This window comes from Herbaspirillum frisingense GSF30, from assembly GCF_000300975.2.
Taxonomy (GTDB): Bacteria; Pseudomonadota; Gammaproteobacteria; order Burkholderiales; family Burkholderiaceae_D; genus Herbaspirillum; species Herbaspirillum frisingense.
Genome location: NZ_AEEC02000008.1, coordinates 126,292 through 147,078, shown reverse-complemented (window position 1 = coordinate 147,078; position 20,787 = coordinate 126,292). Strand labels below are relative to the sequence as shown.

At 65.1% G+C, this 20,787-nt stretch carries 18 protein-coding genes; 8 read left to right on the top strand and 10 right to left on the bottom strand.

The window, feature by feature from the left end:
• Positions 1–220: 220 nt before the first annotated feature.
• The gene (gene dacB / locus HFRIS_RS08190; protein WP_006462828.1) at positions 221–1,666 is read left to right on the top strand and encodes a D-alanyl-D-alanine carboxypeptidase/D-alanyl-D-alanine endopeptidase; all 1,446 of its coding nucleotides are present in this window, start codon (positions 221–223) and stop codon (positions 1,664–1,666) included.
• A 24-nt stretch (positions 1,667–1,690) separates the two neighbouring features.
• Here dacB and HFRIS_RS08185 read toward each other — a convergent pair whose 3' ends face one another.
• From HFRIS_RS08185 to HFRIS_RS08175, 3 genes are read right to left on the bottom strand one after another with little or no spacing between them, the layout of a single operon-like run.
• Positions 1,691–2,218 carry a TPM domain-containing protein gene (locus tag HFRIS_RS08185; RefSeq protein WP_006462827.1) on the bottom strand — a complete coding sequence of 176 codons (528 nt, stop codon included), beginning with the start codon at positions 2,216–2,218 and terminating at the stop codon, positions 1,691–1,693.
• A 1-nt stretch (position 2,219) separates the two neighbouring features.
• Positions 2,220–3,086 carry a TPM domain-containing protein gene (locus HFRIS_RS08180; protein WP_006462826.1) on the bottom strand — a complete coding sequence of 289 codons (867 nt, stop codon included), beginning with the start codon at positions 3,084–3,086 and terminating at the stop codon, positions 2,220–2,222.
• Positions 3,087–3,106: 20 nt separating this feature from the next.
• A complete protein-coding gene (locus HFRIS_RS08175) occupies positions 3,107–3,700 on the bottom strand; it encodes a LemA family protein (RefSeq protein WP_006462825.1) in 594 nt (197 codons plus the stop codon).
• 165 nt (positions 3,701–3,865) lie between these two features.
• Here HFRIS_RS08175 and pyrF point away from each other — a divergent pair, with 165 nt between their 5' ends.
• Positions 3,866–4,684, top strand: a complete 819-nt coding sequence (gene pyrF / locus HFRIS_RS08170; protein WP_006462824.1) for an orotidine-5'-phosphate decarboxylase — start codon at positions 3,866–3,868, stop codon at positions 4,682–4,684.
• Between the two features lie 87 nt (positions 4,685–4,771).
• Here pyrF and HFRIS_RS08165 read toward each other — a convergent pair whose 3' ends face one another.
• The 3 genes from HFRIS_RS08165 to thiL form a co-directional block, all read right to left on the bottom strand.
• Positions 4,772–5,254 (bottom strand): CinA family protein, encoded by a 483-nt coding sequence (locus tag HFRIS_RS08165; RefSeq protein ID WP_006462823.1) that lies wholly within the window; start codon positions 5,252–5,254, stop codon positions 4,772–4,774.
• Positions 5,255–5,386: 132 nt separating this feature from the next.
• Positions 5,387–5,932: a phosphatidylglycerophosphatase A family protein gene (locus tag HFRIS_RS08160; protein ID WP_039874945.1), complete on the bottom strand. Its 546-nt coding sequence runs from the start codon at positions 5,930–5,932 to the stop codon at positions 5,387–5,389.
• Complete coding sequence (gene thiL, locus HFRIS_RS08155) at positions 5,929–6,906, bottom strand: thiamine-phosphate kinase (protein WP_006462821.1); 978 nt, start codon at positions 6,904–6,906, stop codon at positions 5,929–5,931. The genes HFRIS_RS08160 and thiL overlap by 4 nt, the downstream gene beginning before the upstream one ends.
• Positions 6,907–7,324: 418 nt before the next feature.
• Between thiL and HFRIS_RS08150 the strand changes: the two genes are divergently transcribed.
• The 6 genes from HFRIS_RS08150 to HFRIS_RS08125 all read left to right on the top strand — a co-directional run bounded on the left by HFRIS_RS08150 (position 7,325) and on the right by HFRIS_RS08125 (position 16,944).
• A complete protein-coding gene (locus HFRIS_RS08150; protein WP_006462820.1) occupies positions 7,325–9,637 on the top strand; it encodes an NADP-dependent malic enzyme in 2,313 nt (770 codons plus the stop codon).
• Positions 9,638–10,077: 440 nt separating this feature from the next.
• Positions 10,078–11,430 (top strand): MFS family transporter, encoded by a 1,353-nt coding sequence (locus HFRIS_RS08145; RefSeq protein WP_006462819.1) that lies wholly within the window; start codon positions 10,078–10,080, stop codon positions 11,428–11,430.
• 132 nt (positions 11,431–11,562) lie between these two features.
• A complete protein-coding gene (locus HFRIS_RS08140) occupies positions 11,563–13,371 on the top strand; it encodes a sensor histidine kinase (RefSeq protein ID WP_006462818.1) in 1,809 nt (602 codons plus the stop codon).
• Positions 13,371–14,708, top strand: coding sequence for a sigma-54-dependent transcriptional regulator (locus HFRIS_RS08135; protein WP_006462817.1), 1,338 nt, complete (start codon positions 13,371–13,373; stop codon positions 14,706–14,708). Before HFRIS_RS08140 ends, HFRIS_RS08135 begins: the two co-directional genes overlap by 1 nt.
• Positions 14,709–14,854: 146 nt before the next feature.
• On the top strand, positions 14,855–15,493 hold the full coding sequence (locus tag HFRIS_RS08130) for a carbonic anhydrase (protein ID WP_006462816.1): 639 nt from the start codon (positions 14,855–14,857) through the stop codon (positions 15,491–15,493).
• A 266-nt stretch (positions 15,494–15,759) separates the two neighbouring features.
• On the top strand, positions 15,760–16,944 hold the full coding sequence (locus HFRIS_RS08125) for a thiolase family protein (RefSeq protein ID WP_006462815.1): 1,185 nt from the start codon (positions 15,760–15,762) through the stop codon (positions 16,942–16,944).
• Positions 16,945–17,041: 97 nt separating this feature from the next.
• Here the strand turns inward: HFRIS_RS08125 and mctP are convergent, their stop codons facing one another.
• From mctP to HFRIS_RS08105, 4 genes are all read right to left on the bottom strand, one after another.
• A complete protein-coding gene (gene mctP, locus HFRIS_RS08120; RefSeq protein WP_006462814.1) occupies positions 17,042–18,535 on the bottom strand; it encodes a monocarboxylate uptake permease MctP in 1,494 nt (497 codons plus the stop codon).
• Positions 18,535–18,714: a DUF3311 domain-containing protein gene (locus HFRIS_RS08115; RefSeq protein ID WP_039874939.1), complete on the bottom strand. Its 180-nt coding sequence runs from the start codon at positions 18,712–18,714 to the stop codon at positions 18,535–18,537. The genes mctP and HFRIS_RS08115 overlap by 1 nt, the downstream gene beginning before the upstream one ends.
• Before the next feature lie 428 nt (positions 18,715–19,142).
• A complete protein-coding gene (locus HFRIS_RS08110) occupies positions 19,143–20,174 on the bottom strand; it encodes an aldo/keto reductase (RefSeq protein WP_006462812.1) in 1,032 nt (343 codons plus the stop codon).
• Positions 20,171–20,614: a MerR family transcriptional regulator gene (locus HFRIS_RS08105; RefSeq protein ID WP_006462811.1), complete on the bottom strand. Its 444-nt coding sequence runs from the start codon at positions 20,612–20,614 to the stop codon at positions 20,171–20,173. The genes HFRIS_RS08110 and HFRIS_RS08105 overlap by 4 nt, the downstream gene beginning before the upstream one ends.
• Positions 20,615–20,787: the final 173 nt, after the last annotated feature.

Below are 20,787 nucleotides of genomic sequence, written 5' to 3'. Positions count from 1 at the left end.
CCACATTGCAGGCAAGCCTGGATCGACCCGGTGTGCGCGGGCCTTGATCTGGAGCAGGGCGGGAACCCGCGCCGATGACTGTTTGTCAGTGGGATGGCAGTGTCGCACGGCGGTATGACGCCCTGATGTCCCGATGCAGCAGGGTTGATCCCTGCCCCCCGTCGGCGCAAGCGACATTGTCGATCCCCTATAATGCCTGCTTCCTGTCGACCCGCTGATCATGTTCCGTTTCTCCTCTCCTGCGCTGCGCCGCCTTTCTCTCTCGTCCTTCACGCTGGCCGTCGCGCTGCTGGTGCCTGCATCGTCGCTGTTTGCGCAAGGCCTGCCGCCACCGGTGGTGGGCGCGCTGCGCGTGGCGCATATCCCGCAGCAGAACACCGGCGTGGTGGTGGTCGATGCCGAGAGCGGCAAGCGCCTGCTGGCGTCCAGCAATGTCGGCCAGCCCTTCAACCCCGCCTCGGTCATGAAGCTGGTGACCACCGACGCTGCGCTGGAAATGCTGGGCCCCACCTACATGTGGAAGACCCAGGCCTACATCGATGGCAGCCTGGCCGGTGGTGTACTCAATGGCGACCTGATTCTCAAGGGCGGTGGCGACCCCAAGCTGGTGCTGGAAAATTTCTGGCTGTTCCTGCGCCAGCTGCGCGCGCGCGGCATCAAGGACATCCGCGGCAATCTGGTGCTGGACCGCAGCTATTTCGCCGAGTCCAGTTATGACCCCTCGCAGTTCGACGGCGATCCGCAGAAGCCCTACAACGCCGGCCCCGATGCCTTGCTGCTGAACTACCGTACCCAGGCCTTCCGCTTCGAGCCGGATGCCGCCGCCGGTGTGGTCAATGTCAGCATGGACCCGCCCATGGCCGGTTTCACCATCACTCCCCCGCGCCTGTCGCAGGAGCCTTGCGGTGACTGGCAGGGCAAGCTGATGCTCAACAACGACATCAATGGTGCCAGCTTCGGTGGCACCTACGCTGCCGATTGCGGGCCGCGGGTGTGGTACGTGCACCCCTACCGCATGAACAATGCGCAGTATGTCGGCGCCAGTTTTGTCCAGATGTGGGCCGAGTTGGGTGGCAGTTTTTCCGGGCGCGTGGTCAACGGGGTGGTCACGCCCTCGGCGCGGCTGATGGTGGAGGTGCAATCGCCGACGCTGCCGGAAGTCATCCGCGACATCAACAAGTACAGCAACAACGTCATGGCGCGCCAGGTGCTGCTCACGCTGGGCGCCGAGATGACCGGGCAGCCGGGCGACACGGTCAATGCCGCACGCGTCGTGCGCGGCTGGCTCAACGACAAGGGCATCGATACCAATGGACTGGCCATCGAGAATGGCGCCGGCCTGTCGCGGGTGGAGCGGGTCACGCCCTCGCTGCTGGCCAGCGTGCTGGTGCAGGCCTACCGTTCGCCGCTGATGCCGGAGTTCATTTCCTCGCTGCCGCTGGTGGGCTATGACGGCACCATGCGCCGACGCCTGAAGACGCAGAGCGTGGCCGGCCAGGCCCACATCAAGACCGGTACCCTGAACGATGTACGCTCGATCGCCGGCTACGTGCAGGCGGCCTCGGGCAAGACCTATGTGGTGGTGTTCCTGATCAACCACGCTGCCGCACCCAATGGGCAGAAGGCACAGGATGCCTTGCTGCAGTGGGTGTACGAGAACGGTTGAGGCGCCAGCTCCAAGGCGGCTTGTCTACAGCAGCAGGGGTTTGTCGGAGAGTTCGTTGTGGTCGCGGTCGTCATCCTGGCGCGGCATCGCCGTCTGTAGCAGCGCATGCAGGGCGGCCAGCGCTTGCAGGGTACTGGATTCGTAATCACCCCTGGCATAACCCGCCGTCATCAGGCGGCACACCTCTTGCCACTGCTCGCGGGTGACATGTCGATTGATGCCACGATCAGCGACGATTTCCACCTTGCGGTCGGCCAGGTTGATGTAGACCAGCACGCCGCAGTTTTCTTCGGTATCCCAGATGCGGTAGTGCGAAAACAGTTCGTGGGCGCGCTGTCTGGCGCTTTCGCCGCGTCGCACGGCACCCAGTGACAAGGCGGCTTCGACAATCACGCGGACCTGCGCCCGGTGCCGTTGCTCCCCTTCGCCGATGCTGGCCTGGATGGCCTTGAGCGTGGTCGAGGGGAAGGCACGCCGCGCCGTGGTGCGGGTGCTGCGCAGATGGCGCATCAGGCGCACCGGCAGGGAAGGGGATGGGGTGTTGTGAGGCATGTCACCAGTCTCCTGAAGCGCCGCCACCATCGAAGCTGCCACCACCGCCGGAGAACCCGCCACCGCCGGAGGAGCCGCCAAAGCCTCCACCACCGCCACCCCCCGAGCGCGGCCAGCCGCGTCCGGAGGCGGCCTGGCGTGCCGCTTCGTCGAGGATGCTGCCGATGATGACGCCGGCCGTGGTGGCGCGTCCCCGGCCTCGGCCCCAGTCATTGTTGTCCAGCGTGTTGCGGGCGCCGCGGCGCGACTTCAGCAGCATGGCAAAGAACACCACCAGGAACAGCACGATCACCATCAGCGTCGACCAGCCACCACCGTCATCAGCCTGCACAGGCCCGGTGTGGCGCTGGGCGGCGGGCAGTTTTTCCTGTTCCAGCAGGGTGGTGATGGCGGTCACGCCGGCGGCCAGGCCGCCGTAGAAATCGTTCTGGCGGAAATGCGGTGCGATCACGTCTTCCAGGATGCGCTTGGATTGGGCATCGGTGAGGCTGCCCTGCACGCCGCGTCCGGCTTCGATGCGCAGGCGCCGCAGCGACTTGGGATTGTCGCGGGCGACGATGAGCAGCACACCGTCATCCACACCCTTGCGGCCCAGTTGCCAGGCATCGGCCACGCGGATGCTGTATTGCTCGATGGCTTCCGGCGCGGTGGAGGACATCAGCAGTACCGCGATCTGGCTGCCGGTGCGCTGCTCGATCTCGGCCAGCACGCCTTCCAGGGCCTGCTGCTGTTGCGGCTGCAGCAGGTGGATCTGGTCGATGACGTGGGACGACAAGGGCGGCACGGCCACCAGGCCGTCATCGGCCCGGGCCAGGCCAGCCAGGGGCAGGAGGATCAACAGCCAGCAGGTGATGAGCAGCTTGCGCATGGCGGACCGGGGCGGGCAGATTACTTGCCGAAGTTGACCGCGGGGGCGGTCGAGATGGCTTTTTCGTTATCCACCGTGAAGGACGGCTTGACCTCGTAGCTGAACAGCTTGGCGGTGAGGTTGGTGGGGAAGCTGCGCGCCAGGATGTTGTAGTCCTTGACCGCTGCGATGTAGCGCTGGCGGGCCACGGTGATGCGGTTCTCGGTGCCTTCCAGTTGCGATTGCAGGTCGCGGAAGCTGGCGTCGGCCTTCAGCTGCGGGTAGTTCTCGGACACCACCATCAGGCGCGACAGCGCCGAGGACAGCTCGCCCTGCACCTGCTGGAACTTGGCGAAGGCCTGCGGATCATTGAGCACCTCCGGCGTGATCTGGAAGCTGGTGGCAGCGGCGCGGGCGCGGGTGACGGCTTCCAGGGTGTCCTTCTCGTGCGAGGCATAGCCCTTGACGGTGTTGACCAGGTTGGGGATCAGGTCGGCGCGGCGCTGGTACTGGTTGACCACTTCGCCCCAGGCGGCCTTGGTGGCCTCGTCCTTGGCCTGGAACTCGTTGTAGCCGCAGCCGGAGAGGGTCAGGGCCGTCATGGCGACGGCCAGCCAGGCGAAGAGTTTTTTCATGTTGTGTTTCCTCGTAGCAAAAGTGAAGCAATGAGAGCGCATGAGACCGGAAAATCCACGCCAAGTGCCCGATGTTCCGGGAAAACCGCTGAACATCAGTCAAATATCGAGATCGGGCCGTGCCGGCGCGCTACAATAGCGCATCTTTCAGTTAAAGGCACCACCGTGACATTCATCGAGAAACTCAACGCTGCGTGGACTTCGCGCAATTCCCTGCTGTGCGTGGGCCTGGACCCCGACCTCAAGAAATTCCCGGCCGAGCTGCAAGGCCGCCCGGACGCGATCTTCGAATTCTGCCGCGCCATCATCGATGCCACCGCCGAGGCCGCCTGTGCCTTCAAGCCGCAGATCGCCTATTTCGCCGCGCTGGGCGCGGAAGAACAGCTGGAGCGCATCTGCGCCTATCTGCGCAGCAACTATCCCGAGATCCCCCTGGTGTTGGATGCCAAGCGCGGTGATATCGGCGCTACCGCCGAACAATACGCCCGCGAAGCCTTCGAGCGCTATGACGCCGATGTCGTCACCGTCAGCCCCTACATGGGCTGGGACTCGGTCTCGCCCTACCTGGAGTGGAAGGATCGCGGCGTGATCGTGCTGTGCCGCACCTCCAACGCCGGTGGTTCGGACCTGCAGTTCCTGGAAGTCGATGGCAAGCCGCTGTACCAGCACGTGGCGCGCCTGGTGGCCGAGAAGTGGAATACCAACGGTCAGTGCGGCCTGGTGGTGGGCGCGACCTTCCCGCACGAGCTGGCGCAGGTACGCGCCATCATCGGTGACATGCCCCTGCTGGTCCCGGGCGTGGGCGCCCAGGGCGGGGACGTCGAAGCCACCGTGAAATCCGGCAGGACCGCCGCCGGCACCGGCATGATGATCAATTCCTCGCGCGCCATCCTGTACGCCAAGCCGCAGGAAGGTGAAGACTTCGCCGCGGCCGCGCGCCGCGTGGCCATCGAAACGCGTGACGCGATCAACCGCTTCCGCTGATCCTGAAGCGACGGTGCCATGAAAAAGGCGGCGACTCCGATGGAGCGCCGCCTTTGTCTTGATGGGCCGGATTCAGTCCGGCCGAATTCAATCGGCCAGCAGCTTGAGCAAGCCCTTCAGCGCATGATCCACCGTCTGGGCGCGCACCTGCTGGCGGTCGCCCTTGAAGACCAGGCGCTCGGTATAGGTCTTGTCGCCTACACGCCAGCCGAAGCAGACGGTGCCCACCGGCTTGCCCGGCACCGCGCCACCGGGGCCGGCGATGCCGGTGGTGGAGACGGCCAGGTCCGAACTGCTGTTGGCCACCGCGCCCTCGGCCATGGCGCCGGCGATCTCCTCGCTGACGGCGCCATGCTGGGCAATCAGGGCTTCGGAAATGTCCAGCAGTTCATTCTTGGAAGCGTTCGAATAGGTGACGAAACCGCAGTCGAACCATTCCGACGATCCGGCGATCTCCGTGATGGCGTGGGCAATGCCGCCGCCGGTACACGATTCTGCAGTGGCGAGCAGCAGGCCCTTGGCTTTGAGAGTCTGGCCCACGCGGGTGGCTAGGTCTATCGTGCTGTCCATGAGTGTCATCCTCGGCTGTGCCGCAGTCTCGGCCCGTCGTGCGGGGCGGACCACGGTCGGTTGATCAACTTGCGCGAACTAGCATACTCCGATGTCGGCTCTTGTTGTATCGGACAAGCGCTGATTGTTCACTTACCAGTAGGCGCGCCAGAAGGCAAAGACCAGCAGGGTATAGAAGGCGGCCAGGATGTCGTCCCACATCACGCCGAAGCCGCCCTTGAAGCGGCGGTCGAACCAGGCGATCGGCGGCGGCTTGACCATGTCGAAGAAGCGGAATACCACGAAGGCCGCGAACTGCGTCTTCAGGCTGGCCGGCGTCACCAGTACCAGCACCAGCCAGAAGGCGATGATCTCGTCCCACACCATGCTGCCGTCGTCGGGCGAGTTCAGCGCCTGCCCGGTGCGATGGCAGGCCCAGATACCGATGATGAAGCCGGCCACGATGATGGCCAGCCAGTTGCCGGCCGTGAAGACATGCGGCCAGCGCGTGGAGAGCACTGCGAAGGAGAGCCAGGCGAACAGCGTGCCAGCGGTACCCGGCATGATGGGCGAGAGGCCGCTGCCGAAACCCTGGGCGATCCAGTGGGCCGGATGGGCCAGCATGAAATGCGCGGTGGCTTTGCGTTTCTTCGGGGCGGGTGGGGGCGGTGGGGGGAAGGGCGTGGCAGCTTGGTTCATGAACGGAAATGGTCGAAGGAATCCGGCGTGTCCTGCAGGGGTTCGCCTGCCGCATCCAGCAGGCGCAGGCCGGCAGCCGCATCGATGCTGCCGATGCGGGTGACCGGTGTGCCGGCGGCCTGGGCGGCCTTGTAGACGGCATCGCGCTGGCGTACCGGAGCGGTGAAGCAGAGTTCGTAGTCGTCACCGCCGGAGAGCGTAAAGCGGCGGCGCAGGTGCAGGTCGCGCTGCTGCAGCGCCGGGCCGGGCGGCAGGGCGTCCACGTCCAGCGTCGCGCCGACGCGGGAGCGCGTCAGGATGTGGCCGAGGTCACCGGCCAGGCCATCCGAGATATCGATGGCGGCGTGGGCGATGCCGCGCAGGGCCAGGCCCAGTGCCACGCGTGGGGTCGGTGCGTGCATGCGCGGCGCGGCGACGGCCAGTTCTTCCGCATTGACGGCCAGGTCGTCGCTGAATTCGCGGCGATAGCCGGCCAGTGCCAGGCGCGCATCGCCCAGGCTGCCGGAGACCCAGAGATCGTCACCGACGCGCGCGGCGTCGCGGCGCAGCGCCTGCTGCGGCGGCACTTCACCGAACACGGTGATGCTGATGGTCAGCGGCCCCTTGGTGGTGTCGCCGCCGATCAGTTCGCAGCCATGTTCATCGGCCAGCGCCAGCATGCCCCGGGAAAACGGCGCCAGCCATTCGGCGCGGGCTTCCGGCAGGGCCAGCGCCAGCGTGAAGGCGATCGGCTGCGCCCCCATGGCGGCCAGGTCGGACAGGTTCACGGCCAGGCACTTGTGGCCCAGCGTGGCGGGATCGGCATCGGGGAAGAAGTGGCGGCCGGCGACCAGCATGTCGCTGGAAATGGCCAGTTGCATGCCCGGTGCCGGTGTCATCAGCGCGCAGTCGTCCCCCACGCCGAGCGCCGTGCGGCTGTCGGGGGCGGGTGGGCGGCTGAAATAGCGCGCAATGAGTTCGAATTCGGAAAGCATGGGGCCGATTGTAACCAATCCGTCATGGCTTCAGGCGCACAATATCCGTCAGTCTATGTGTGCGGATTGTGAATTGTTGCGCTGCAGCGAGAGCTGCCCGGGGGGGGCACTATCCAGGCTCGGTTCATGTGTTCCTGAAAGTCTAGGGGTTTTCCCCAATACCCGTCATTGGGTGGCGGTGGCAGCCTGTCGTGCCGGAAATCAAGCTGTGCGCAAATGCGCACATCACACGGTAACCGGACGTCATCTGCCCGCTGAAAGCCCATGTTCGCGAACATCATGTGCCATTGGTGAAACGCCGCAAAGCCAGTCCCGAAAAGGCTTTGCGCGGGGCAGCATAAGGCCGCTGGCCTATGATTGAGGGCCGACCTCTGCTAGAATCGACCCCCTTCGCAAGTCAACTAGAGAATACAGAGTTATGGATTCGATGATCAGTAAGAAAGAAGAAGTGCGTCAGCAACTTCGTCAGGCAGCGCTGGATTACCACGAGTTTCCGACCCCGGGCAAGATCGCGGTCACGCCCACCAAGCTGCTGACCAACCAGCGTGATCTCTCCCTCGCGTATTCTCCCGGCGTGGCCGCGGCCTGCGAAGAAATCGTGGCCGACCCGCTGAACGCCTTCCGCTACACCGCCCGTGGCAACCTGGTGGCCGTCATCACCAACGGCACCGCCGTGCTGGGCCTGGGCAACATCGGTGCGCTGGCCTCCAAGCCGGTGATGGAAGGCAAGGGCGTGCTGTTCAAGAAGTTCGCCGGCATCGACGTCTTCGACATCGAAATCAACGAAACCGACCCGGACAAGCTGATCGACGTCATCGCGGCCCTGGAGCCGACCTTCGGCGGCATCAACCTGGAAGACATCAAGGCCCCCGAGTGCTTCTACATCGAGCGCAAGCTGCGCGAGAAGATGAAGATCCCGGTCTTCCACGATGACCAGCACGGCACCGCCATCATCGTCGGCGCCGCCATCCTGAACGGCCTCAAAGTGGTCGGCAAGGACATCAAGAACGTCAAGCTGGTGGTCTCCGGCGCGGGCGCGGCAGCGCTGGCCTGCCTGGACCTGATCGTCGACCTCGGCTTCCCGATCGAGAACATCTACGTCACCGACCTGGCCGGCGTGGTCTACAAGGGCCGCAAGGAACTGATGGACCCGGACAAGGAGCGTTTCGCCCGCGAAACCGATGCCCGTACCCTGGCCGAAGTGATTCCCGATGCCGACATCTTCCTGGGCCTGTCGGCCGCAGGCGTGTTGAAGCCGGAGATGGTCAAGCAGATGGCGGCCCGTCCGCTGGTGCTGGCCCTGGCCAACCCGACCCCGGAAATCCTGCCCGAGGAAGTCATGGCCGTGCGCGACGACGCCATCATCGCCACCGGCCGTTCGGACTATCCGAACCAGGTCAACAACGTCCTGTGCTTCCCCTACATCTTCCGTGGTGCGCTCGATTCGGGCGCCACCACCATCACCCGCGAGATGGAGATCGCCACCGTCCACGCCATCGCCGAGCTGGCCCAGGCCGAGCAGTCCGATATCGTGGCCGCCACCTATGGCATCGCCAACCTGTCCTTCGGCCCGGAATACATCATTCCCAAGCCCTTCGACCCGCGCCTGATGATCAAGATCGCGCCGGCCGTGGCGCGTGCTGCCGAGAGCTCCGGCGTGGCCGCCCGTCCGATCCAGGACATGGATGCCTACATCGAGAAGCTGGAACAGTTCGTCTACCACAGCGGCACCTTCATGCGCCCGATCTTCCAGGTCGCCAAGAAGGCCGCCGAAGCCAACAAGCGCATCGTCTACGCCGAAGGTGAAGAAGAGCGCGTGCTGCGCGCGGTGCAGGTGATCGTCGATGAAAACCTGGCCAAGCCCATCCTGGTGGGCCGTCCGGAAGTGCTGGAACAGCGCATCAAGAAGTTCGGCCTGCGCCTGCGCCCCGGCACCGACTTCGAGGTCATCAACCCCAACTTCGACAGCCGCTACCGCGACTACTGGCAAAGCTTCCTGGAGATGTCCCGTCGCAAGGGCGTCACCGAGCAGTACGCCAAGCTGGAAATGCGTCGCCGCCACACCCTGATCGGCTCCATGGCGATCCACAAGGGCGATGCCGACGGCATGATCTGCGGCACCTACGGCACCACCCAGCTGCACCTGCACTACATCGACCAGGTCCTGGGCAAGCGCGAAGGCGTCAATGTCTATGCCGCGATGAATGCGGTGATCCTGCCCAATCGCCAGCTGGTGATGGTGGACACCCACGTCAACGAAAACCCCAACGCCCGCGAGCTGGCCGAGATCACCATGCTGGCTGCCGAGGAAATGCGTCGCTTCGGTCTGCACCCGCGTGCGGCCCTGCTGTCGCACTCGAACTTCGGTTCCAGCAACAGCGAATCGGCCCGCAAGATGCGCGAAGCTCTGGGCATCCTGCGCGAGATCGCACCGGACCTGGAAGTGGATGGCGAAATGCACGGCGACACCGCGCTCGAATCCAAGCTGCTGCATGCAGTGATCCCGGATTCGCCGTTGAAGGGTGACGCCAACCTGCTGGTCATGCCCAACATCGATGCCGCCAACATCGCCTACAACCTGCTCAAGACCGCATCGGGCAACGGTGTGGCGATCGGCCCCATCCTGCTGGGTTGTGCCAAGCCGGTGCATATCCTGACGCCGTCGGCCACCGTGCGCCGCATCATCAACATGACCGCCCTGTGCGTCATGGATGCGCTGTCGGAGCGTTGATGGCGCGCTGATGGCGCATTGATTCAAGCGCAAGACCGCGAAAGCGGCGCATGTCGAACCGACATGCGCCGTTTTTTTTTCGTCCCATCCAGCGGGGTGGTCAGGATGGATTCCCGGACATGCGGCGCGGCAGCATTCCGGGAATCCGCCCGGACTTCTGCGCGTTTTTCCCTGATCCAGAAATGAAAATGCAATTAAATCAATGACTTACGTATTTTCGAGGCCCTGCCTGGTTCTTGGCACGAAGTCTGCAATAAGAGCCACAAAACAAAAGCAAAAACGGAGACAGACCTCTGATGCGGGCCAGCATCGTCCACACCCTGACGGCTGCTTGCGTCGCTCTCCTGATTGCCTTGTTCCGGTTCCACCAAAAGCAAGATGACCCGCCGCACGACCGACGCGCCAGCGCCGGGAAGGAGCGGCCCACACAGGAGATATCCATGAGCGACAACGTCAAACTGAGCGCGGCAGAGTACCGCAAGCGCATCTTCGCCATCCTCGGCGCATCCTCGGGCAACCTGGTCGAATGGTTCGACTTCTATGTCTATTCCTTCTGCGCGATCTACTTCGCGCCGGCCTTCTTCCCCAAGGGCGACCCCACCAGCCAGTTGCTCAACACGGCAGGCGTGTTCGCCGCCGGTTTCCTGATGCGTCCCATCGGCGGCTGGCTGTTCGGCCGCATCGCCGACAAGCATGGCCGCAAGACCTCCATGCTGATCTCGGTGCTGATGATGTGCGGCGGCTCGCTGGCCGTGGCCGTGATGCCGACCTACGCCACCATCGGCGCCTGGGCCCCGGCCCTGCTGCTGCTGGCACGCCTGTTCCAGGGCCTGTCGGTGGGCGGTGAATACGGCACCTCGGCCACCTACATGAGTGAGGTGGCGCCCAATGGTCGTCGCGGCTTCTTCGCCTCCTTCCAGTACGTGACCCTGATCGGCGGCCAGTTGCTGGCCGTGCTGGTGCTGTTCGGCATGCAGCAATGGCTGACCAAGGCCGAGCTGATGGCCTGGGGCTGGCGCGTTCCCTTCGTGCTGGGCGCGGTCGGTGCGCTGGTGGCGATGTACCTGCGCAGCTCGCTGGCTGAGACCTCGTCGGCCGGTGCACGCAAGAAGAAGGACGCTGGCACCCTGAAGGGCTTGCTACAGCACAAGCGCGCCTTCCTGAACGTGGTCGGCTTCACCGCCGGTGGTTCGCTGATGTTCTACACCTTCACCACCTACATGCAGAAGTACCTGGTCAACACCGCCGGCATGGACCCCAAGGTCGCCAATGGCGTCATGACCGGCGCGCTGTTCGTCTACATGATCCTGCAACCGATCTTCGGTGCCATCTCGGACAAGATCGGCCGTCGCAATTCCATGCTCTGCTTCGCCTTCTTCGGCATGATCGGCACCTTCCCCATCCTGCACTTCCTGAAGGACGTGAGCAGCCCGGGCGTGGCCATGGCGCTGGCCATCCTGGCCCTGACCATCGTCAGCTTCTACACCTCCATCAGCGGCCTGATCAAGGCCGAGATGTTCCCGCCCGAAGTGCGCGCCCTGGGCGTGGGCCTGTCCTATGCGGTGGGTAATGCCATCTTCGGCGGTTCGGCCGAGTTCGTGGCGCTGTCGCTGAAGTCGGCTGGCGTGGAATCGGCCTTCTACTGGTATGTCAGCGCCCTGTGCCTGGTGGCCCTGATCATCAGCCTGCGCATGCCCGACCCGCAACGCCATGGCCACCTCAAGGGTGATGTCGCCATGAACCCGGACGAGCAGGACACCGCCGAGCCCGGCAAGCTGCACAAGCCGGCCTGATTGGTGTAACGCCAGCATCAGCGCAGGTTCAGCGCGGCAGCTTCGGCTGTCGCGTTATCATGTGGCCTTCAACGCGGCGCCCAGCGGGGCGCCGCGCTGCTTTTATCCCCACGGACCTGTCATTTCGAACGCATGCGAGCCAGACGCAACCTGCTGATCCTGATCCTGTTCTTCGCCACCACGCTGCTGGTGTGCGGGATCACCTATCGCGTGGCCCTGCGCAAGGCGGCGACGGACCAGCAGAACATGGGCGCGGCGCAATTGCAGATCGCCGCGCTGGACCTGGAATCGATCCTGCAGAAGTACGAGGCCTTGCCCTTTGCCCTGGGCTTCCAGACCGATGTGCGCCAGGTCCTGCAGCATCCCGAGGACGCCCTGGCGGTGGACCGCCTGAACCGCGCCTTCAAGACCATCCAGCAGCAATCCCGGGCAGTCAATATCTTCATGCTGGATCGCCGGGGACTGACGCTGGCGTCCAGCAACTGGGACGATGAGTTCAGCTTTGTCGGGCGCGACTTCGGCTTCCGTCCTTATTTCCGCGAGGCGGTACAGGGGCGGGCAGGGCGCTTCTACGGCATCGGCAATATCTCCAGCGAGCCGGGCTATTTCATCGCGCAACCGATCTACCGGCGCCAGGACCAGGCCGAGGGTGACCTGCCCATCGGCGTCATGGTGGTCAAGGTGGACCTGGCCGAATTCGAACATACCTGGCGCAGCAGCAGCGATCCGATCACCCTGACCGATGCTGGCGGCGTGGTCTTCCTCTCCAACCGGCCGGAATGGAAATACCACAGCCTGCAGGCCCTGAGCGCGCCGGTGCAGCAGGAGCTGGCCGGCACCCACCAATATGCAGACCTGCCCATCACTCCGGTGACGGCGCTGCCACCGGCCCTGCAGCGCGGCTTCGGCACCCACGTCTCGCGCACGGTGGGGCGGCTGGGCTGGCAGCTGATGCTGTTTCCCTCGCAGGCGCGCATGCAGCGCACGGCCATGCTCTCGACCATGGCTGCGGCCCTGTTCATGCTGGCGCTGGCCATTTCGCTGCTGGCCTGGTACCAGCACCGGCGCCGCCTGCAGGAGCGGCTGGAGTCCCGTGATGCCCTGCGCCGCGCCGCCGAGGAACTGGACCAGCGCATCGCCCAGCGCACCGAAGAACTGACCGCCGCCAACCAGGCCATCGCCACCAAGTACGCCAAGCTGCAGCAGACCGAAAGCCTCTTGCGCAGCACCCAGGACGAGCTGGTCCAGGCCGGCAAGCTGGCCATGCTGGGACAGATGGCGGCCGGCGTCACACACGAGCTGAACCAGCCGCTGGCGGCAATCCGCGCCTTTGCCGACAATTCGGTGAAGTTCCTGGCCCGCGGCCAACAGGCCCAGGTGGCGGAAAACCTGCAACACATCAGCAGCGCCAGCGCCCACATGGGCCGCATCATCGGCCAGTTGAAGGGCTTTGCGCGCAAGAGCGGCGATGCGCCGGTGGCGGTCGATCTGCGCCAGGCCATCGAGGCCTCGGTGCTGCTGCTGTCGGGCGACTTCGAGAAGCAGGGCGTCGAAGTGCGCATCGAACTGCGCGAAGCCGTCCACGTCACCGGCGACGCGGTGCGCACCGAGCAGGTCCTGATCAATCTCTTGCGCAATGCCCTGGATGCCGTCGAAGAGGCGCCGCGCAAATGCGTCTGCGTGCTGCTGGAGGTCGATCACGCCCAGCGCCAGGCGGTGCTGCGCATCCGCGATTCCGGGACCGGCATCGCCGACGAGGTGGCCCCGCACCTGTTCGAACCCTTCTTCACTACCAAGTCTTCCAGCAAGGGCCTGGGGCTGGGACTGGCGATTTCCTCATCGATCGTGCAAGCCATGAATGGTCAGTTGAGCGCGCATAATCATGAACAAGGCGGCGCCGAATTCGTGGTGCGCCTGCCCCTGTTGAAGACGGAGAATTGATGGACAGACAAAGCGGCGCCCAGAGCGCCATCCTGATCGAGGACGAGCAGGCCGTGCGCCACGCCACCGCCCAGGCGCTGGAGCTGGAGGGTTTTACGGTGACCGCCTGTGCCAGCGCCGAGCAGGCCCTGCCTTTGCTGACCCGCGACTTCGCTGGCGTGCTGGTGACCGATGTGCGCCTGCCGGGCTGGTCCGGCCTGCAGGTGCTGGCGCATGTGGTGGCCATCGACCCCGACCTGCCGGTGATCGTGGTCACCGGCCACGGCGACGTCGGCATGGCGGTGGAGGCCATGCGTGCCGGCGCCTATGACTTCGTCGAAAAACCCTTCAGTTCGGACGGCCTGCTGGAGATCGCCCTGCGCGCCCAGGAAAAGCGCAGCCTGGTGCTGGAAAACCGCCGCCTGCGCGAAGCCTGGGCACATGACCCGGAACTGCCACCGCTGGTCGGCCAGTCGCCCGCCATCGAACGCGTGCGCACGCTCATCCGCAGCCTGGGGCCGGCCGACGTGGATGTCCTGATCAACGGCCAGACCGGCAGCGGCAAGGAAGTCGTGGCGCGCCAGCTGCATGCCGCCAGCGGCCGCAAGGGGCCGTTCGTGGCCCTCAATTGCGGCGCCTTGCCGGAAACCGTGTTCGAGAGCGAAATCTTCGGCCACGAAGCCGGCGCCTTCACCGGTGCGCAAAAGCGTCGCATCGGCAAGCTGGAATATGCCGACGGCGGCACGCTCTTCCTCGATGAGATCGAAAGCATGCCGCTGGCCTTGCAGGTCAAGCTGCTGCGCGTGCTGCAGGAGCGGCGCCTGGAGCGCCTGGGCGGCAACGAGTCGGTCGCCGTTGATTGCCGCGTGATCGCCGCCAGCAAGGCCGACCTGCTGAAGCTGGCCGGCGAGGGCCAGTTCCGTGAAGACCTGTACTACCGCATCGGCGTGGTTTCCATCGACCTGCCGGCGCTGAACCAGCGCAGCAGCGACATCCCGCTGCTGCTGGCGCATTTCTGCCAGGCGGCGGCGGTGCGTTACCGGCGCGAGTCGCCACCCTGGACGGCGGCGCAGATGCAGCAGTGGCAACAGCGCGACTGGCCCGGCAACGTGCGCGAGCTGCGCAATTTCGCCGACCGCTGGGTGCTGGGCGTGGAGCAGATCGCCGGCCTTGGTGCGCCTGCCGGCGACCTGCCGGCGTCTCCCTTGCCGGAGCAGGTGGAACAGTTCGAAGCTGGCCTCATCGCCGCCGCCCTCAAGGACAGCGAGGGCAGCGTGGCAGTGGCCGCCGAACGATTGGGGATTCCGCGCAAGACGCTCTACGACAAGATTCGCAAGTACCAGCTGGCGGCCGCTTAGGGCGGGCAGGGAAGAGAAGGGAAAACGAAGCAGCCGGCGGTCCGTGCGGGTTTCGTTCGGTCGACCATTGCCGACTTGCCAAGGCGACGATTGCGATTCCGGGCGATAATGCCGGCTGTTGATCATCCAGACCAAGGCATTCCCCCATGCGCGACATCATCAATGGCTTCCTGCGCTTCCAGCAGGACGTCTTCCCCTCCCGCAAGGAGCTGTTCAAGACCCTGGCCACCGGGCAGACGCCCAAGGCCCTGTTCATCTCCTGTTCGGACAGCCGCATGGTGCCGGAGCTGGTCACCCAGCGCGAACCGGGCGACCTGTTCGTCATCCGCAACGCCGGCAACATCGTGCCGTCCTTCGGCCCCGAGCCGGGCGGCGTGAGTGCCACGGTGGAATACGCGGTGGCGCAGCTGAAGGTGTCCGACATCGTCATCTGCGGCCACTCCGACTGCGGCGCCATGACCGCCGTGGCGACCTGTGCCTGCCTGGATCACATGCCGGCCGTGCGCAACTGGCTGCACCATACGGATGCGGCCCGCATGATCAACGAATCCCGCCCGCACGCCACCGAAAAGGACCGCATCGACGGCATGGTGCGCGAGAACGTGATCGCCCAGCTGAACAACATCCGCACCCATCCCTCGGTGGCGGTGGCCCTGGCGCAGGGCCGCCTGGCGTTGCACGGCTGGGTCTATGACATCGAATCCGGCTCCATCCTGGCGCTGGATGCCGCCAGCAATACCTTCGTGCCGCTGGCCGAACATCCGGCCGCCAGCAGCGCCGACTGAGGCGCTCCTCGCTGCGCCACCACCCGCCGTCGCTCGACGGCGGGCCCTCCTCCTGACTTACCGACCCCACGCCGGCAACAGCAAAACTACGAGATGCCAATCGGCGTCCGCAGTGATAGCATCTAGTAAGTTGCATTATGAAAGTAAGTTGCCTTCCCGCCTCTTGTCGGGATGGTAACGGTGTGCCGCTGCCTGTCAGCGCCGCCCGTCGGGTGGTCGCAGATAGCGGCATGGGTGAAGAACGACTTGTGAGGAAGGAGCAGGCCATGCAGCAGGAAATCGTGATCAGTTCGCCGCGTCGCACCGCGATCGGCAGCTTTGGCGGCAGTCTGAAGGACGTCCCCGCCGTGGAGCTGGGCGCCCAGGCGATCCGGGCGGTCTTGCAGAACACCCGGATCGCCCCGGAAGTGGTCGATTCGGTGGTGATGGGCAATGTGATCCAGGCCGGCAACGCCATGAACCCGGCCCGCCAGGCTGCGATCAAGGGCGGTCTGCCGGTCGAGACCCCGGCCATGGCGATCAACCGCGTCTGCGGTTCCGGCGCCCAGGCAGTGGTGACGGCACTGGGCGAGATCAGTGCCGGGCTGTCGCGCTGTGTCATCGCCGGCGGCATGGAAAACATGGAGCGCGCCCCCTATCTGCTGCCCGGGGCGCGTGCCGGCATGCGCATGGGCGATGGCGCGGTGATCGACGCCATCCTCAGCGACGGCCTCAACGATGCCTTCTCCGGCAAGCATTCCGGCTGGCATACCGAGGACCTGGTGCAGCAGTTCAGCCTCAGCCGCGAGCAGCAGGACCACTACGCCGCGCAGAGCCAGCAGCGCTTCGCCGCCGCCCAGGCGGCCGGCTACTTCAGCCGCGAGATCCTGCCCATTACCCTCACCAGCAAGAAAGGTGAACAGATCTTCGACCAGGACGAGTCCGTGCGCCCGGACACCACGGTCGAATCGCTGGCCCGCCTGAAGCCGGCCTTCCGCAAGGACGGCAGCATCACCGCCGGCAATGCGCCCGGCGTGAATGCCGGTGCGGCGGCGATGATCGTGAGTACCCGCGAGACCGCCGATGCTTTGGGCCTGGCCCCGCTGGTGGTTGTGCGCGCAGCGGCCGTCAGTGGCGTGGAGCCGGGCATGTTCGGCCTGGGACCGGTGCCGGCGATCCGCCAGGCGCTGGCCCGCGCCCGCTGGAGCCTGGGCGAGGTGGACCGTTTCGAGATCAACGAAGCCTTTGCCGCCATCGCGCTGGCGGTGCAGCGTGAGCTGGACATTCCGTCCGACATCCTCAACATCGACGGTGGCGCCATCGCCCACGGTCACCCCATCGGCGCCACCGGGGCCATCCTCATCACCAAGGCCGCCCACGCACTGCAGCGCACCGGCCAGCGGCGCGCCGTGGTGTCGCTGTGCATCGGCGGTGGTCAGGGTATCGCCCTGTGCCTGGAAGCGCTGGCCTGAGAACGTAACGGCCACCGGCTTCGGGGAACAAAAAAACCGAGCCCGACCACATGGGTCGGGCTCGGCTTTTCTACGACGGGCGCCCGCAGGCGCTCGCTCAGCGCTTCAGCGCGGGCTGCGAACCCTTGCCGAAGATCAGGTTGGCGATCACGGCCACGACCACGTTGAGGGTCAGAGCGATCAGGCCGGTGTAGAGCGTGTAGGCCTCGCCACCGATGATGAAGCTATGGACCGGCTTGATGCCATCGGCAAAGGCCATCCAGCTACCACCGACGATGCCCACCGCCCAGCCGCACAGCAGGGCGCGCGCACCGAACCAGCCGACGAACAGGCCGAACACCAGGGCCGGGAAGGTCTGCAGGATCCACACGCCGCCCAGCAACTGCAGGTCCAGCGCGAACTTGGTCGGCAGGAACAGGATGAACACCAGCGCGCCGAACTTGACCACCAGCGACACGATCTTGGCCACCTTGGCTTCGCCTTCATGGCTGATGCCAGGATTGACGTAAGGCTTCCAGAAGTTGCGGGTGAACAGGTTGGAGGCACCGATGGACATCACCGCAGCCGGCACCAGCGCACCGATGGCGATGGCAGCGAAGGCGAAGCCGGCGAACCAGCCCGGGAACAGGTTGTTGAACAGCGCCGGGACCACGTCGTTGTTGGCTTGCACCTTGATGCCAGCGGCATAGGCCATGTAACCCAGCAGCGCGATCAGACCCAGCAGCACGGTATAGGCCGGCAGGAACACCGCGTTCTTGCGGATGGTATTGGCGTCCTTGGCGGCGAAGATGCCGGTCAGCGTATGCGGATACATGAAGGCCGCCAGCGCCGAACCCAGGGCCAGCGAGGCGAAGGGCAGGAACTGCGTGGGCTTCAGGGTCAGGCCGGTAGCACCACCCTTGAGGGCGAAGGCATCGCGCGCCGAGCTGAACACCGCACCGTAGCCACCCAGCTTGGCCGGCACCACCACCACCGCCACGATCACCACGATGTAGATCATGATGTCCTTGACGAAGGCGATCAGAGCCGGCGCCCGCAGGCCGGCCGAGTAGGTGTACAGCGCCAGGATCACGAAGGCCGCCAGCAGCGGCAGTTCACCGGTCAGGCCGAGGGCCTTGATGACCACTTCCATGCCGATCAGCTGCAGCGCGATGTAGGGCATGGTGGCGACCACGCCGGTCAGGGCGATGGCGAACTCCAGCGGACGCGACTGGTAGCGACCCCAGACCACGTCGGCGGCGGTCACGTGACCGGCCTTGTGGGCGGCATGCCACAGCTTGGGCATGATCACGAACACGATGGGATAGACCAGGATGGTGTAGGGCAGGGCGAAGAAGCCATAGGCCCCCACCGCATAGACCAGCGCCGGCACGGCGATGACGGTATAGGCGGTATAGAAGTCGCCGCCGACCAGGAACCAGGTGATCCAGGTGCCGAAGTTGCGGCCACCCAGGCCCCATTCATCGAGGTGGGCGCCCTTGTTGCTGGGGCCGGCCATCCATTTCGAGGCCATGAAACCCAGCACGGTGACCAGCACGAAGAAGAACAGGAAGACCCAGAGGGCGGTCCAGTGGATGTTGGAGGTCTCCATCACTCGACTCCCTTTGTCAGGCCATCACGATAGACCAGCCAGATGATCAGGGAAGTCAGCGGCACCCACGCCAGCTGATACCAGTAGAAGAAGGGGAAGCCGAACAGGCTGGGCAGTTCCTGGTTGTAGAACGGTACCCAGAGCAGGGCGATGAAAGGCAGCAACAGCAATAGGCGCAAAGGACTCTTTGCGGATGGGGCAGCGACGGACATCTGTTCTCCTCTGTCGTTTTGAAGGTGGTAGGGCGTTTTTGACGCCCTGTTTTTTTATCCCCCGGACAGGTCATGTCCGGGTATTGATGCTGAACCTGCGCGCAGCGGCAGCCTGCCGACGGATGCGCTCAGCCGGCTGGCTGCAGCCTGGTGGTGAATGTCCCTGATCGTGGATTGTCGGCACGCGGATGCGGCTTTTTTTGTTGGTCGTAGTATTGGCATTTACGACAAGCAGAACAAGCGGGGCACCACGTAGAGGGGCTCAGTAGGACTACGTAGGTGTGGGGCGGAAGGTCGGTGGTTCGGGGAGGGAACCGACCCGGCGCCGAGGTCGGCGTCGGGTGGGGGGGCTGCTGCGGGATCGGTCAGGGGGCGGCCAGGGGGCGGCCAGGGAATCAGCCGTTGAGCAGTTTCATGCTGGCTTCGGTGTAGCGCTCACCGGCGGCGGCGCCGCGTGGGAAGACCGCATCCAGGTTCTGCAGATCCTGGGCAGAAAGCTTCACATTGCAGGCGCCGGCATTTTCTTCCAGATAGTGTCGGCGCTTGGTGCCGGGGATGGGGACCAGATGCGGGTCCTGGGCCATCACCCAGGCCAGCGCCAGCTGGCTCGGCGTGCAGCCGTGCTGGCTGGCGATTTCCTTCACTTTTGCCACCAATTGCAGGTTGCGCTGGAAATTCTCGCCCTGGAAGCGCGGATTGCTGCGTCGGAAATCATCCTCGGCCAGATCCTCGACGCGCTGGATGGCGCCGCTCAGGAAGCCCCGGCCCAGCGGGCTGTAGGCCACGAAGCCGATGCCCAGTGCACGGCAGGTGGCCAGCACGTCGCTTTCCGGGTCGCGCGTCCACAGCGAATATTCGCTCTGCAGCGCGGTGACCGGGTGTACCCGGTGCGCCCGCTCCAGCGTGGCCGATGACGCCTCGGACAGGCCGATGTAGCGGATCTTGCCGGCCCGCACCAGATCGGCTAGCACGCCCATGCTGGCTTCGATGGGGGTGTTGGGATCGATGCGGTGCTGGTAGTAGAGATCGATGGCCTCGATGCCCAGGCGCTTGAGGCTGCCTTCGACCGCTTGCCGGATATAGGCAGGGCTGCCGTCCACGCCGCGCACGGTGGGATCGGCCGGGTCGCGCTTGAAGCCGAACTTGGTGGCGATGAAGAACTTGTCGCGGCGCCCCTTGATGGCACGTCCGACCAGCTCTTCATTGGTGTAGGGGCCATACATATCGGCCGTGTCCAGCAAGTTGATGCCCAGCTCCAGGGCGCGGTCGATGGTAGCCAGCGATTCCTGGTCGTCGCGCCGGGCGTAGAAATCGCTCATGCCCATGCAGCCCAGGCCGATGGCCGAGACCAGCGGGCCGTTGCTGCCCAGGCGGCGGGTGCCGACGGCGGATTCCGGTTGCAGGTGGGAGGTGATGGGTTCGGTCATGGTGCAATCCTTTCTTTGGTTGAGGCCGGTCGGGGCAGCCCTGCCGGAATGGCCGGCGCCATGCGCGCCTGCTGTTCCAGGGTGTCGTACAGCGCCAGCTTGTGGTGCAGCACGGCCAGGTTTTCCTGCAGTTCGGCCAGGGTTTGCTGGACGCTTAGCGTATGGGCCTGCAGCATCGCCTTGCGTTCCATGACACTCTCCACGGTATTGCCGTCGCGCCGCAGCTCGGCGTAGCGCAGCATGGCGCGCACCGGCAGGCCGGTGGCCTTGAGCTTCTTCAGGAAGGCGATCCAGTTCAGGTCTTCCTGGGTATAGCGCCGATGCCGGTTGTCGCGCCGCTCGACCGGATCGAGCAGGCCTATCCTCTCGTAGTAGCGCAGGGTATGCACCGACAGGCCGGTGGCCGCAGCAGCTTGGGCAATGGTCAGGGAAGAGGTCATGGCAGCCAGTCTAGAAGTTGGAGTGCGCTCGAAGTCAAGCGTGATTCTCTTCATTATCGGCGGGTCCGGGACAGCGTGCCGACGGGGCCGATTTCATCGCTTGGTCGAAGCTGGACTTTGGTCGATGGCGCCCCTGACAGTACAATGCGCGCTGCCCATGCCATCTCATTGCC

Coding starts and splice junctions, on each gene's coding strand:
- mctP (WP_006462814.1), bottom strand. CDS start 18,535: ATGGAGACCTCCAACATCCACTGGACCGCCCTCTGGGTCTTCCTGTTC.
- HFRIS_RS08125 (WP_006462815.1), top strand. CDS start 15,760: ATGCAGCAGGAAATCGTGATCAGTTCGCCGCGTCGCACCGCGATCGGC.
- HFRIS_RS08165 (WP_006462823.1), bottom strand. CDS start 5,254: ATGGACAGCACGATAGACCTAGCCACCCGCGTGGGCCAGACTCTCAAA.
- HFRIS_RS08160 (WP_039874945.1), bottom strand. CDS start 5,932: ATGAACCAAGCTGCCACGCCCTTCCCCCCACCGCCCCCACCCGCCCCG.
- HFRIS_RS08180 (WP_006462826.1), bottom strand. CDS start 3,086: ATGCGCAAGCTGCTCATCACCTGCTGGCTGTTGATCCTCCTGCCCCTG.
- thiL (WP_006462821.1), bottom strand. CDS start 6,906: ATGCTTTCCGAATTCGAACTCATTGCGCGCTATTTCAGCCGCCCACCC.
- HFRIS_RS08140 (WP_006462818.1), top strand. CDS start 11,563: ATGCGAGCCAGACGCAACCTGCTGATCCTGATCCTGTTCTTCGCCACC.
- HFRIS_RS08110 (WP_006462812.1), bottom strand. CDS start 20,174: ATGACCGAACCCATCACCTCCCACCTGCAACCGGAATCCGCCGTCGGC.
- HFRIS_RS08105 (WP_006462811.1), bottom strand. CDS start 20,614: ATGACCTCTTCCCTGACCATTGCCCAAGCTGCTGCGGCCACCGGCCTG.
- HFRIS_RS08135 (WP_006462817.1), top strand. CDS start 13,371: ATGGACAGACAAAGCGGCGCCCAGAGCGCCATCCTGATCGAGGACGAG.
- HFRIS_RS08185 (WP_006462827.1), bottom strand. CDS start 2,218: ATGCCTCACAACACCCCATCCCCTTCCCTGCCGGTGCGCCTGATGCGC.
- dacB (WP_006462828.1), top strand. CDS start 221: ATGTTCCGTTTCTCCTCTCCTGCGCTGCGCCGCCTTTCTCTCTCGTCC.
- HFRIS_RS08150 (WP_006462820.1), top strand. CDS start 7,325: ATGGATTCGATGATCAGTAAGAAAGAAGAAGTGCGTCAGCAACTTCGT.
- HFRIS_RS08145 (WP_006462819.1), top strand. CDS start 10,078: ATGAGCGACAACGTCAAACTGAGCGCGGCAGAGTACCGCAAGCGCATC.
- HFRIS_RS08130 (WP_006462816.1), top strand. CDS start 14,855: ATGCGCGACATCATCAATGGCTTCCTGCGCTTCCAGCAGGACGTCTTC.
- HFRIS_RS08175 (WP_006462825.1), bottom strand. CDS start 3,700: ATGAAAAAACTCTTCGCCTGGCTGGCCGTCGCCATGACGGCCCTGACC.